Below are 13,307 nucleotides of genomic sequence, written 5' to 3' on the forward strand. Positions count from 1 at the left end.
CCATCTCCCTAAATAAGACGAAAAGTAAGACTATGTGCTTGCTCAAATCTGCTACTATACTGAAAATATTACCTACTCTTTTGCCAATATTGTCAACGATATTAACCAACGACGATCAGAAGGATCGGAGTTGAAGACCTTAAGGTGACTATGGCGGTGGGGATCACCTCTTCCCATTCCGAACAGAGCAGTTAAGCCCACCAGCGCTGATGGTACTGGGATAACACCCGGGAGAGTAAGTCGTTGCCTTTCTTTTACAAGAGAAGCCTTGATAGAAATATCAGGGCTTTTTTGTTTTATGGGCGTTCGAAGATGGGCACCCTTCGACTTAGGCTTCGGCAGTCTAAGACTGCCTGCAGGCGTGGGCACAAGTTCCGCACCTACGCTAACGCTTGGTGCTAAAACTTGCGCCAGCAAAGCAAATGATTATATATCTACAAAGAGGTTAATAGGACCACGTAGAAACCAACGCGTGGAGATTGCTGGCGCAAAGATTAACGCGCAGCGCTTGTGATTGGAACAGCAGTCAGATGAAAAGCCAAGCTGTTAAAGAATGGTATAGATCAGCTCAGCGGAAACCGAATAACAAACTCACTGCCTTTTCCAGGTTCAGAGTTTAGTATAATCTCTCCCTTCAACCGGTCCACCAACGTCTTTACAATTGCCAATCCAAGCCCATTCGAAGTTTCTCCTGCTGTAGGCCGTGCCGTCAGCTTTCGGAACTTTTGAAACATCTGTTGCTTGTCTTCCCCCGAAAATCCCGGTCCCTCGTCCCGTACAGAAAACCAGAAATGATCCGCGGTCTTCCCCGCGGCTACTTCAACGGTCCCGTTAGGTGGTGAAAACTTCAGTGCATTGGACAATAAGTTATCCGCAATGCGACTAAGATAATCCGCATCCAATCGCACCTGCTCGCTCTCCACACGCGTGATGTGCAAGTGAATTTGCTTGGCAGACGCGATCGGTGTAAACGCATCGACCTTCTCCAGCATAAATGCACTGATGTCGAACGTTGTATAGTGTGGCGTAACGTTCTCTTCCAGCATATGCACATCCAAAAGATCCTTGATCAGATCAAGGCCTGCCTGTGTGGCATTTTTGGTCATGTCCATATACTCATGCTGATCGGTGGTGAGCCCACCCTCCAGTTCCATGATATCGGCAATGCCCTTGATGCGGTTGAGCGGTGCTTTCAAATCGTGCGCCACGATGCTCATGAGTGTGTCTTTCTCATGGTTGATGTCCGAGAGCTGTCGGTTGTGTTTGGATAATGTTTGATTCTGATCGACAATTTCCTCCCGTTGGCTCCGAATGAATTGATTCTGTCGCTCAAGCATATCGTTCACCTCGCGACGCTTTTTGCTGCTACGCCATTGTACCAGGCCGAGAATGCTGATAAAAGCAATAATGACAATGAGGATGATGTTCTGAAGACGCTGCTGAAGAATGACGGCTTCATTTTTTGCGTGGTTGACCTTGAGCAGCTCGTTCTCTTGTTCCTTGCGTTCGATGTCCATTTCAAACTGCAGGCGCTCTACCTGGCGCGCTACATTGAGATCATTCAGCGAGTCTTTCAGAATGAGATACTGGTTTTGGTTTTCCAGCGCGCCTACGCGGTTGTTCTCTTTTAGGGAGAGCTTCCATAGCCAGTAGAATACCTCCATCTTCGTGTTAAGCTCATTCGCGCGGGTAGCGACGTCCATAGAAAGCGTAAAATACTTGCGGGCCTGTGCCAGCTCGTTCTTCGCGAACTTGATCTGTCCCATGGTCATATATGCCTGCGGCATCATGCGGGTAGTATTCATACGCACGATCACCGCCAGCCCTGCCGTGCACATGCTGTCCGCGGCGTCGAGCATGCCTTTGTTGAGCAGGGTCTCGGACATGTAGGTCTTAATGTCGGCGAGGTTGATCTCGTCGTTAATGACATGTCCGATGGAATCGGCTCGGTGCAGGTAATGAAGGGCTTTGTCCAGCTGGCCGGTTTCCTGGTACAGGCGCCCGATCATGACGAGCGCCGACATGATGTCGCGCGAGCGTCCGCCGTGCATGCGGATGCGATAAGCCTTGAGGTAATTAGACTCGGCCTTGGCATTGTCCTGCTGCAGCTTATAGAGGTTGGCAAGGCTCTGGTAGGTATAGGCCAGGCCCGAAGAGTCGTTGATGTTTTCGAAGAGTGCCTGGGCGCGCAGGAAATAGTCGTACGAGCGTGACAGCAGGCCTTGTTCAAAGAAGAGCCGGCCCAGGTTGTTGTTGGAGTAAGCAATCTGGACCGAATCGTTTTGCTGTGTCGCTGTGTGCAACGCTTTATCGTAGGCGTCAAACGCTTCCAGGCGCTTGCCCTGGTAGTTGCGTGCTACGCCAATGAAATTCAGGGGTTTGGCCAGGCCGGTTGCCAGCTTAAGCTCCTGACCTAATGCGTAAGCCTTCTGTGCGTAAAAGATTGTGCTGTCGGGAGCTGCCCAGCGGTATTCCCACGCCAGGTCGTTGAGAATCTCAAAGCGTTCGGCTTCCGGCGTTGTCTTGAGCTTGTGACGCAGGGATCGGATCAAATCCAGGTTTTGCGCTTGCAGGGACAGGCCGTGAAGGACGAAGAAAAAACAGATAAAAAGAAAGAAGGGCTTCTTCACGGCGGAATGGTCTAAGCTGTAGTAAGTTAGGATAAAACAACAGATTCACCAACGGAGAAGCCCCTCTTCCAGGTTACGTTTCTTCTTCAAAATTCAAGTCACGCCCAAACGTTTCGTCGATGGGCAGCAGTGCGATGCAGGCAATCACAATCGTCATAGATCCCACGATCAATGCGCCGTAGATCATGCCCTTACTGTAAGCAGCGCTTTCGCCGAGTGCAGGCAGATAGTGCCCCTTAATGGAATCGCGCAAGAGCTTGAACAGCCAGATCAATGGTACTACTGTGCCGCGGATAAAGTTTGGTGTCGTGGTAGCGACAGTGGAGCGCAGGTTGGTGCCAAATTGTTCGGCGGCGATTGTCACAAACAAGGCCCAGTATCCGATACTAACACCCAGCGCAAAACAAGTGATATAAAAGAACGTTGCCGTGCGGATCGGCATAAACAAGTAGAGTATGAAAAGACACGCCGTCATGAGAATGAAGGTCAATGCAACTTTCTTTCGCGAGCGAACGAGCTGGCTGATAATGCCACTGCCGAGATCGCCCACGCACAGACCGATATAGCTATACATTACAGCATCGCCCGTAGTAATGGTGCCTGTTATCGACAGGGCTTTTGCAAACTCAGGGGAGAATGAGATCAGAATGCCGATGGTAAACCATATTGGCAAACCAATGAAGATGCATCCCAGAAACTTGACAAGTCGCTTGCGGCTGGTAAAGAGCTGAAAGAAGTTACCACGCGAAACCTCTTCTTTCTCGCGGACTTTCAGAAATACACCCGATTCCATTACGCTCACACGCGCGATCAAGAGCAACAGTCCCATGCCACCGCCAACAAAGTAGGATACCTGCCAGCTGTCGAAAGACTTTGACACAAAGTTACCCGCCACAGCACCCAGCACGCCCACACCCGCGACAATGGCAGTGCCATAACCGCGCAAGTGTTTGGGTAGGATCTCGGAGACCAGTGTGATACCGGCACCAAGCTCTCCTGCCAGCCCCACGCCGGCAATGAAACGCAGTACGGCGTATTGGTCTACAGTGGTGACAAAACCATTGGCTATGTTGGCAAGCGAGTATAGCAGGATCGATCCAAACAACACCGAAAGCCGGCCGCGCTTGTCTCCCATAATACCCCAGATGATGCCGCCCACGAGCATCCCGAACATTTGCGTCTGCAGCAGGTATTCACCCTTCTCGAACAGCTCAGCCTCGGGTACTCCCAGGGAGATGAGGCTGGACTTCCGTACGATGCTGAACAACAGCAGGTCATAGATGTCTACAAAGTAGCCCAGGGCCGCAACAATCACAGGCGGGCTGTACAGCAGTTTATAAGATGAGCGATCTTGCAGCATAGGTCAGCGCTTTTTCTCTAAGAGATAATACAAGATTGGGCCCACCAGCGGCAGGAATACCACCACAAGTACCCATAAGATCTTGCGTTCATTGGACATGTGGCTGCGTACGATATCGACGATAACAAGAACGTCGACAACGAGTATAAGGAGGGAGATTAATCTGTACATAAATATCGTGCGGTTAGTTATTCTCCAGGATTCTGAAAAGCTCGTCGAGGTTGGGTGTAATGATGATCTCTGTGCGCCGGTTCTTTTGTTTATTGGCAGGGGTATCGTTCACCGCCAGGGGTGAAAATTCACCACGGCCGGCAGCGGTGATCTGGCGTGGCTGTACGCCGCCCTTCATCAGGATGCGACTGATGGAAGTAGCGCGCATCACACTCAGGTCCCAGTTGTCATTCATATACTGCGACTTCTTCGAGATCGGTACATTGTCGGTATGGCCTTCTACCATGATGTTGATATCCTTCTGGTCTTTGATGGCTTTCGCCAGTTGTTGTAAGGCCGTAACGCCTTTGGCATCCACCTCGATGCTGCCGGAACCGAACAGCAGCTGCTCGGCCAGCGATACATATACCTGCCCGTTCTTTACTTTCACGGTGATGTCGTTTTCTTTAAAGTTCAGCAGGGCATTGCTGATCTTGGTGCGCAGTTGTTGCACCATGTTATCCTTGTTGGCAAGTACTTGCTCCAGCTCCTGTACCTTCTTTTCACGTTCCGCCAGGCCTCTGCTCAGGGAGTCGTTTTGTGCGCGGGTCTTCTCCAGGTTTTGTTGGATGGCCAGCAGTTGCTCTTGTTGTTGCGCCAGGTCGCGGGTCTGTTTGCCGCTGCTGTTCATCAGGTTTTTGTAATATGTGTTAAGCTGGGCGTGCTCTTTTTCGAGCTCGGCTAGTTTCCGGGCGGTGCTCCGCTTCTGGCCGCGGATCTGCAGCGTGTCATCTTTCAGTTTTTTAAGCTGGGCGGATAGACTGTCAAGGGTGCTGTTGGCTTTCTCCAACTGGCCCGACCGGTCGGCCAGATCGGCCTCGGTCAGGATCTTCTGGGCCAGCAGCGCGTCGTACTTCTTTTTAGAAACTACACAGGATGAAACGATCGTGATCAGTAAAAACGATAAAAAAATAGTCCTCATAGGTGTTTAAGTGTTCAAAAAATGCGGTCTAAGGTAATAAAAAAAGAACACCCGAGGAATTTTCTCAAACGCCTGGTTACCTGGAGGGTTACGCCATTTAACCGGCAAAATAGTGGGCTTGTCTGCCGGGATGTCTGCGTGACGGGGACCCGCAGCGCAGCGCCTGCATATTATACCACCTAAGAAGTATAGATGATCGTACGTCGTTGTTTAATGAGATAGAACAAATGTTATATGTCACTGCATGAATATGTAGGCAACCTCCGTTCCAACGTTCCGTTACATGTCTGTGTCTATAGCACAGAAGAAATTTAAAACCATTCACTTTCACCTCTTACAAAGAACACAATCCAAAACACATATGATCAACAAACAAAAACTCCTCTCCGTATTTGCATTAGTGGGTATACTTGGCCTCGCATCGTGTGGCAGCGATGACGATGGCGGCTCGGGTAGCCAGGTTTCAAAAGATGAAGCCAAGAACAAAATCGCATCGTTCAACTCCACGGCAACGGCTGACCTGCAAGACTTGCAGGATATTGAAGGCCTGAAGGCCACACAGGATTTCTTCGACCTGGCCAATGCCGACGATCCGTTTGGTCGTGTAGCGGCAGACCACAAAAAGCTGCGTTCTTTCTTCCGCGAAAAAGGTAAAGACTTTAGACGTGTATTTACGAAAGGTAGTGCCGCCGGCCGCACGGCTGCAGACGAGCCGTTCAACTACGGAGCCAACTTAGGTAAGTATGCGTGGAATAGCGACCTCCAGCAATTCGAAATGATCGAAGAGGCTTCTATTATCTCGATCGAGTTTCCCACGGAAGGTTCTACTACCAACAACGCCCGCCTCGAGCTGACGGCGTATAGCGAAGTGGCGCTGTATGACGAAGAATGGGATGAAACATATTATGAGCCGGAAGTACTTACGGCCGCACTGTACGTAGACAACACCAAGGCTCTGTCGATACACCTGGAAGTAGAGTGGGATGAACAAGGCTTCCCCCTGACGGCTGACATCGAGTTGACGGTAACGCCTTTCAAACTGTCGGTTGCATTCGACACCAAGGGCAATACCTCTAACTCGTTAAACGTATCCCTGCTGCGTAATCAAGAAACGGTTGTGGCAACCAGCATCACCGTAAACTATAAAGATGCTTCCAAGTCTGAAGAAAGCGTAAAAAGCATTGACGGATATGTGCAGTTGCGCAACTTGAAACTGCAGGGTACCATCAATGCCGAGGGTGCTAATAACAGCCAGGGTGAAGTTGACCTGAACGACTTTGTAAAACTTGCCCTCTATCACGGCGATCAAAAATTGGCGGATGTAGTATTTGAAGATGAAAACGGTGCTGCAGTGGCGTATCTCAAGTATGCTGACGGCTCGAAGGAGAAGGTTGAAACCGCCCTGCAACCCGTTATTGACGAGATCGATGCCATCACGAGGGACTTCGACGACGTAAACTAAGCCGAATAGAATCTTATCGTATAAAAAAGGGACGCACGCGCGGCCCTTTTTTATTATTCATAAACTTCCTTACTTTCAATCGTCTAAAAACAATGATCATATGCAAGGAATGTTAGCACCCGGCAGCCTGAAAGATAAAACCATCATTATCACCGGCGGCGGTACAGGTCTGGGCAAGGCCATGGGCAAATATTTTCTGACACTGGGTGCAAACCTCGTGATCACCAGCCGCAAAAAAGAAGTACTCGATAAAACAGCCGAGGAGCTCATGCAAGAGACCGGCGGCAAGGTACTGGCGGTAGGGTGCGACGTGCGCAAGTATGAAGAGATCGAGCAGATGCTCAAAACAACGGTCGATACCTTTGGTAAAGTAGATGGCGTATTAAACAATGCGGCCGGTAATTTTATCAGCCCCACGGAGCGCCTTTCACACCGTGCGTTTGACATTGTTGTCGATATTGTTTTAAAAGGCACCTATTATACTACCCTGGCCGCCGGCAAACATTGGATTGCCAATAAACAGCCGGGTGTATTTCTGAATATTGTTACCACCTATGCTTGGACCGGGTCGGGCTACGTCGTACCCTCTGCCTGTGGTAAAGCGGGTGTATTGGCACTGACGCGCTCGCTGGCAGTAGAGTGGGCGAAGTATAAAATCCGCAGCAACGCCATTGCGCCCGGGCCTTTCCCGACCGAGGGAGCCTGGAGCCGTCTGTTGCCCGGCGAGCTGGTCAAGAAATTCGACCCCGCCCAACGCGTGCCGTTGAAACGTGTAGGTGAGCATCAGGAGCTGGCCAACCTGGCAGCGTATCTCATGTCCGACTATTCGGCTTATGTCAACGGCGAAGTCATTACCATCGACGGCGGCGAATGGCTGCGCAACGGCGGTGAGTTCAGCCACCTGGAAATGATACCCGAAGAGATGTGGGACATGATGGAAAAGACGCGAGGCAAACAGTCTTAATTCACAATGAAGGATTTTGACGCCGTATTGCGTAACCGCCTGGCCGCACGCGAAGAAGCAGGATTACTGCGTGCCCTGCGACAGGCAGTTGCGCCCATCGATTTTACATCCAACGACTATATAGGCCTGGCACGATCGCCCGAGCTTTTTGCCGCGATCGAAGAGAAACTGGAACAGATCACCGCGCCGCTAAACGGCGCCACAGGCTCGCGGTTGCTGTCGGGGAATGCGATCTATACAGAACAGGTGGAAGGGACACTGGCCCGGATCTTTTTAGGTGATGCCGCACTGATCTTTCAATCCGGCTATGCAGCCAACCTGTCGGTACTATCGGCTATGCCGCAACGGGGTGACACCATCCTGTGTGACGAGCTGGTGCACGCCAGCATTAAAGACGGCATGCGCTTAAGCCTGGCAAAACATCACAACTTTCGTCACAACGACCTGCAAGATTTGGAGGACAGGTTGCAACGTGCGACCGGCAACGTGTTTATTGTTGTCGAGTCTATCTACTCGATGGATGGTGACGCCTGTCCCCTGGCGCCACTGGTTGCTTTGGCAGAACGTTATGGCGCTTTTATTATACTCGACGAAGCGCACAGTACCGGCGTGATGGGCGCGGGGGGAAGCGGCCTGGCCGTGGCCCTGGGCCTGCACGATAAGATTGCCGTACGCATCTATACCTTCGGCAAGGCGATGGGCATCCATGGCGCGTGTGTGGTGGGTACCCGCAGCGTTGTAGAATACCTGGTGAACTTTGCGCGACCGTTTATTTATACCACGGCGTTGCCGCCGCACAGCATCGCGGCCATCGACTGTGCCTTTGCGTATATACAAGAACATGGCGCCCTGCTTCAACAGGCGCTGCGCGATACGATTGGATACTTTGTGCAACAAGTGCAAGACCTACCGCATGTCAGCCGGAACGACAGTGCTATTCAAACGGCATTGTATCCTGGAAATGCACACGTGCGACAAGTGGCAGCGCAGTGGCAAGCGGCGGGACTTGATGTACGTCCTATTTTGTCGCCTACTGTGCCCGCGGGTGCAGAGCGCATGCGTATATGCCTGCATACATTTAACACGCACGAAGAGATCGACCTCCTGGCCAGCTGTTTACGTGCGCGCGCGATCGCGGCCTCTTGATCCTTTGCAATTATGGCGTAGTTTTGCGACATGAATTACTTCGTTACGGCGATTGATACCGACAGTGGCAAAACGTTGGTTTCGACCATCCTGTGTGAGGCCTTGCAGGCCGATTACTGGAAGCCCGTACAGGCAGGGCATCCTCGTGATACCGAGGTTGTCGCGAAGTTGCTGGATCCTCAGCATCACGTATTCTTTCCCGAAGGCTACCTGTTACAGACACCGGCCTCGCCCCATGCTGCGGCGCGCATCGACGGCATCACCATCGATCTGCAAACTTTAACACCTCCTGCTACGAAGCGTGACCTTGTCATCGAAGGTGCAGGTGGTTGCCTCGTGCCACTGAACGATCACGACTTTGTGATTGATCTCGTCGCGCAGTTTCATGCGCAAGTCGTGCTGGTGGCAGACCTCTACCTTGGCAGCATCAATCACACATTGCTGACCGTAGAAGCACTTCGTAAACGCAACCTGCCCATCAAAGGTATTATCTTCAACGGTCCTTCCAACGCCGAGAGTGAACGGATCATCGAGCTTCACACCGGGCTGCCGGTGTTGCTGCGCCTGCCGCGGCAAGAGCAGGTGACCCGTCAGACGATTATAGACTATGCAAAAGAACTACAACAACACTGGCACGCCTGACGAGCTGCTTGCCTGGGACAAAGAAGTTATCTGGCATCCCTATACACCACTTACCGGCGCCGCGGAGCCCATCCTGATCACCGGTGGCGAGGGGGTATATTTACACACCGCCGACGGTCGCAAGATTATCGATGCGGTGTCGTCGTGGTGGGTCAACCTTCACGGGCACAGTAACCCGTACATTGCCCGTGCGCTGGCCGAGCAAGCGACTACGCTCGAACACGTCATCTTCGCGGGCTTCACACATGCACCGGCCATTCGGCTGGCCAAGAACCTCCTCACGATATTGCCTCCCGGACAGTCGCGGATATTCTATTCCGACAACGGCAGCACGGCAGTCGAGGTGGGCATCAAAATGGCTATTCAATACTGGCATAACCGCGGCATCACACAGAAGAAGAAAGTGATTGCTATACACGGAGCATACCACGGCGACACCTTTGGCTCTATGTCGGTCAGTGACCGAAGCATTTTTACGGATCCTTTTAAACCCTATTTATTTGAGACGGTATTCATTGATTTCCCTACGGCCGCCAATGAAACCGAAGTGATCAACCAATTCCGGGAATACGTGGCTCAGGGAGACGTTGCTGCATTTATATACGAGCCCCTCGTACAAGGAGCTGCCGGCATGCGCATGTATACACCTGCCGTGTTGAATGCCTTACTCGGAGAAGCTCAGGCACACGACGTGTTGTGTATTGCTGACGAAGTCTTTACCGGCTTTGGCCGCACCGGCAAACTGTTTGCATCCGAGTATTGTGTGTTTCAACCCGACATTGTGATCGTCTCCAAAGGCATTACGGGTGGAACGATAGCACTTGGCGTTACCAGCTGTACGGACAAGATTGCACAAGCTTTCCAAACAGAAGATTTCCGAAAGACCTTATTTCACGGTCATTCCTATACCGCTAATCCCATCACATGCGCTGCCGCGAATGCCAGCTTTGATTTGTTGACGGATCCGGATTGCCAGCGACGCATAGACCGCATCAGCCGGCAGCAGGAAGCGTTTGCAGCACAGCTGGATAACCATCCGGTCGTGTTGGAGGCCCGATCGTTGGGTACCATTCTGCGGATAGAGCTACGGACCGAAGAGGGGACGGGATATGAGCATAGTTTGCGCAAGAAAATATTCCCCTATTTTATCGAGCGGAACATTTTGCTCCGTCCCTTGGGGAATATCTTGTATGTGCTTCCTCCGTACGTGATGACGGAAGAAGCACTACAAACAGTATATACTGCGATAGAAGAATTTATTCAGACGCTGCCTACAAAGGCATGAGCGTGAGGCCTTGTCCCAGTGAGTAGTAGGCCTTGGGTTTGTCTCCCGACGCCGGGCGCAACACCAGGGTGCTGCTTTCCAGGGGCAGGGAGGTAATCAGGTTGCCTTGCAGGTCGTACACAAACGACAGGTCTTGCGACAGGTCGGTCAGGGTAACGTAGCTCCGGCCACCGCCGAAATTATAGAAGCGTACCTCTGCCGGATTATTACCAACGAAGTCGCTGCCGACAATTTCTTTCAGGGTTTCGTCAAACACGGTCAGTTGACGAGCCTCCTGGCGCACCACGAGGTAAGACTTTTCACTCAGGTCGCGCACCAGGCTGAAGCGGGCGTCCACCGCCGTTTTGATCAACGACTCACGGCTCTGCACCTTACCGCTCATGTCAAACTTGATGCGGAAGCCGTCGCGTGATACAATAACAAAATAGGTTGTTGCCAAGCTATTGCCTACTTCCAGCGCGTAGTCGCCTACCGGGCGCGCATCGAGGTCGACTGGGAAGCCGGGTAGGTTTTCGCCCCGACGGTTCATCAGGTATGCGATACCATCCTTCCGGATTGCGACAATATAATCTTTACCGCGTATGCGATGGTGCTGCGGCGCGGTAGACAGGCTGCTCTCTACATTCTTGGGCTTCCATCCATCGAGGTTGCTGCCGTCTTTATCGTACATCCACAACTTGCCAGATTTGCCGGCCACCAGGAAACGGTATTTCTTACTGTGGTCATAGTCAATCACGGATGTGAACTCAATATCCTTTTCGCCGATGGCCACCGGGAAAGGCTTCACATAATTGCCCAGCCGGTCAACAACGTGCAGTTGCCCCGGCGTGGCAAAAAAGAATTGCAGCTTATTGTTCTTATAAAAATCCACCTGCGTTACATCGCCGGCAATGAACTGGTCTAGGTCGATCTTCCAAAGCGCCTTTCCGTCGGCTGACACGAGGCTCAGTGCACGCGAAGAATCCTGCACAAGTACTTCTTCCTCTTTGGTATTGTGATTCCGTACGACAAAGATTTTGTGAATGCCTTGCTGGAACGATGTGATGGTTTTGTCCGTGCGATCAGCTTTGGCGGCAGCCGAAGTTTTCGGTTTACCGTATGTCCACGTAATGTTGGTATAATAGCTGTTATTCAGGTGGCTCATTTGTACGGCACCCATACCGATGCTTTCCAGCGAGGCCTGGTTCTCTTGTACAAACTTTTGCCAGCGCGGGTGCAGTACATCGGACAGGATGTTCCACACCAGAGGAGTGTTGACATACAGGTTTACGTTGGACTCCAGCAGTGTCCCTTCCAGGAATTTGTTCTGTGCCACGGACTTGCCCCACGTTTCCTCCTTGTCGATGTCGTCCAGGAATTGTTTGAGGTCGTCTACGTTCTCGCTCAGGATAATGGTATTGCCCACAGCGGTATAGAAGCTGGTCTTCAATCCGGTCACGAGTGGCCAGAAAAGTTTCTCGGGAAAGGACGGCACAGGCATCTCGCGAATCTCGTAATCCGAGAAGCGCTCGAAGAAGATCGTATCCATGCTGGTCTTCTGGGCAATGGTGTTAAAGGCCGAGATCCAGGGCTTGGGGTCTTTGGTTTCGATCAGGACGATCTTCGACAGGCTGCGGTCTTTCGATTCGAGAAAACACACGCCTACCTCTTTGCCCAGGTGCTGGTATAGTTGGCCGAGCGAAAGCCCTGCCGCGGTATTCACCTGTTTGATGGAATCCTGCAGTCCCGGGTTCTTGCTCTGGGCGTACATCTTCAACGCTTCGCCCATGCGCACGCCGTCGCTGATGCCAAAGCTGGAGACCATCACCGAACGGTTAGAAACAAAGTTCTTGAGGTTGAACGGCACGGGCACCTGGTTGTTGAACACCGACAGAATATAGCCCTGGCTGGCGCTGTCGAGGCTGAAGCCGTTCAGGGTAAAGCTTTGCTCGTCGGTCTTGATGTCGAGCAGCGAGGCCTGGCCGATTTGATTGACGATCGAGGGACTGCCCGCAGCGAACGAGTTGAGCCATACGCCAAAGTTCCGGATGTTGATGAAGAGATTGCCCGCGTCGTTCTTCGAACGGGGCATCTGGTAAAGAGAGGCGATCTTGCTGCGAAGGGTGGTGTTGCCGGCGGTATAGGCGCGGATCACATCTTCCAGGAGGAATGGCGTAAAGCTGCCGATCCAGACGTCGTCAATTTGCGTCCACGAGAAGGTCTGCTGCCTGGAGGTGATCTCGTGTATCTGTATCCCGTTGAACTCGCGGTGCTCTTTGGTGAGCTTGTCCCATGCGTCGAGCATGGCATTCTTACTCTTCAGCTGATTGAGTGGTACATAAAAAACAAAGTCGAAGTCGTCCTTGCGGGTTTGGTGGGCGGAGATCAACTGGCCGCGGGGCTGGGTTTCGATAAAGTCAAACAGTGTGCGCAGCGAGTCTGTGGGCTTGCCATAGAAAGCCGCTTCGCGAAAGACCGACCACAACGATGTCTCCTGCATTTTGCGTACGCAGTCGGGACAGTCGTTGGTCTCATACACAAAGATGGTAGCCTCGGGCACGAGCGCCCACGGTGTTATTGTTCGTTTGACAAGAAACCTGTCGTATAGGTAGTACCCTCCGACAAGAACCACCACAAGGCCGATGGTGATAAGCAAAGGAAGTCTCTTCACGCGTAGCGGACTTAGTTTATAATATGGGCAAGATAG

At 51.9% G+C, this 13,307-nt stretch carries 10 protein-coding genes and 1 rRNA gene; 6 read left to right on the forward strand and 5 right to left on the reverse strand.

The features are described 5' to 3' along the window. Nucleotides 1-140: 140 nt before the first annotated feature. Nucleotides 141-252: ribosomal RNA gene (rrf, locus tag K7P01_RS30780) — 5S ribosomal RNA — on the forward strand. Between the two features lie 311 nt (nt 253-563). Here the strand turns inward: rrf and K7P01_RS30785 are convergent. From K7P01_RS30785 to K7P01_RS30800, 4 genes are all read right to left on the reverse strand, one after another. After that, on the reverse strand, nt 564-2,630 hold the full coding sequence (locus K7P01_RS30785) for a tetratricopeptide repeat-containing sensor histidine kinase (protein ID WP_267298447.1): 2,067 nt from the start codon (nt 2,628-2,630) through the stop codon (nt 564-566). Nucleotides 2,631-2,703: 73 nt separating this feature from the next. After that, nucleotides 2,704-3,990 (reverse strand): MFS transporter, encoded by a 1,287-nt coding sequence (locus K7P01_RS30790; protein ID WP_267298448.1) that lies wholly within the window; start codon nt 3,988-3,990, stop codon nt 2,704-2,706. Nucleotides 3,991-3,993: 3 nt separating this feature from the next. Next, complete coding sequence (locus tag K7P01_RS30795) at nt 3,994-4,161, reverse strand: PLDc N-terminal domain-containing protein (RefSeq protein ID WP_267298449.1); 168 nt, start codon at nt 4,159-4,161, stop codon at nt 3,994-3,996. A gap of 13 nt (nt 4,162-4,174) precedes the next feature. After that, nucleotides 4,175-5,122, reverse strand: a complete 948-nt coding sequence (locus tag K7P01_RS30800; protein ID WP_267298450.1) for an OmpA family protein — start codon at nt 5,120-5,122, stop codon at nt 4,175-4,177. 361 nt (nt 5,123-5,483) lie between these two features. Between K7P01_RS30800 and K7P01_RS30805 the strand changes: the two genes are divergently transcribed. From K7P01_RS30805 to bioA, 5 genes are all read left to right on the forward strand, one after another. Further along, the gene (locus K7P01_RS30805; protein WP_267298451.1) at nt 5,484-6,584 is read left to right on the forward strand and encodes a hypothetical protein; all 1,101 of its coding nucleotides are present in this window, start codon (nt 5,484-5,486) and stop codon (nt 6,582-6,584) included. 100 nt (nt 6,585-6,684) lie between these two features. After that, nucleotides 6,685-7,548 (forward strand): SDR family oxidoreductase, encoded by an 864-nt coding sequence (locus K7P01_RS30810; RefSeq protein WP_267298452.1) that lies wholly within the window; start codon nt 6,685-6,687, stop codon nt 7,546-7,548. 6 nt (nt 7,549-7,554) lie between these two features. Beyond that, on the forward strand, nt 7,555-8,694 hold the full coding sequence (locus tag K7P01_RS30815) for an aminotransferase class I/II-fold pyridoxal phosphate-dependent enzyme (protein ID WP_267298453.1): 1,140 nt from the start codon (nt 7,555-7,557) through the stop codon (nt 8,692-8,694). Nucleotides 8,695-8,724: 30 nt separating this feature from the next. Then, nucleotides 8,725-9,336, forward strand: a complete 612-nt coding sequence (gene bioD, locus K7P01_RS30820; RefSeq protein WP_267298454.1) for a dethiobiotin synthase — start codon at nt 8,725-8,727, stop codon at nt 9,334-9,336. Then, nucleotides 9,302-10,621, forward strand: coding sequence for an adenosylmethionine--8-amino-7-oxononanoate transaminase (gene bioA / locus K7P01_RS30825; protein WP_267298455.1), 1,320 nt, complete (start codon nt 9,302-9,304; stop codon nt 10,619-10,621). The genes bioD and bioA overlap by 35 nt, the downstream gene beginning before the upstream one ends. On the opposite strand, the gene K7P01_RS30830 is transcribed toward bioA, so the two are convergent. Beyond that, nucleotides 10,608-13,271 carry a hypothetical protein gene (locus K7P01_RS30830; RefSeq protein ID WP_267298456.1) on the reverse strand — a complete coding sequence of 888 codons (2,664 nt, stop codon included), beginning with the start codon at nt 13,269-13,271 and terminating at the stop codon, nt 10,608-10,610. The two genes, bioA and K7P01_RS30830, sit on opposite strands and share 14 nt — an antisense overlap. Nucleotides 13,272-13,307 lie beyond the last annotated feature (36 nt).

The organism is Parachryseolinea silvisoli (assembly GCF_021190955.1).
Classification (GTDB): Bacteria; Bacteroidota; Bacteroidia; order Cytophagales; family Cyclobacteriaceae; genus Ohtaekwangia; species Ohtaekwangia silvisoli.

Excerpts from the sequence above, each read along its gene's own strand:
- K7P01_RS30790 (WP_267298448.1), bottom strand. The coding sequence starts at position 3,990 with ATGCTGCAAGATCGCTCATCTTATAAACTGCTGTACAGCCCGCCTGTG.
- K7P01_RS30815 (WP_267298453.1), top strand. The coding sequence starts at position 7,555 with ATGAAGGATTTTGACGCCGTATTGCGTAACCGCCTGGCCGCACGCGAA.
- K7P01_RS30810 (WP_267298452.1), top strand. The coding sequence starts at position 6,685 with ATGCAAGGAATGTTAGCACCCGGCAGCCTGAAAGATAAAACCATCATT.
- K7P01_RS30805 (WP_267298451.1), top strand. The coding sequence starts at position 5,484 with ATGATCAACAAACAAAAACTCCTCTCCGTATTTGCATTAGTGGGTATA.
- bioD (WP_267298454.1), top strand. The coding sequence starts at position 8,725 with ATGAATTACTTCGTTACGGCGATTGATACCGACAGTGGCAAAACGTTG.
- bioA (WP_267298455.1), top strand. The coding sequence starts at position 9,302 with ATGCAAAAGAACTACAACAACACTGGCACGCCTGACGAGCTGCTTGCC.
- K7P01_RS30795 (WP_267298449.1), bottom strand. The coding sequence starts at position 4,161 with ATGTACAGATTAATCTCCCTCCTTATACTCGTTGTCGACGTTCTTGTT.
- K7P01_RS30800 (WP_267298450.1), bottom strand. The coding sequence starts at position 5,122 with ATGAGGACTATTTTTTTATCGTTTTTACTGATCACGATCGTTTCATCC.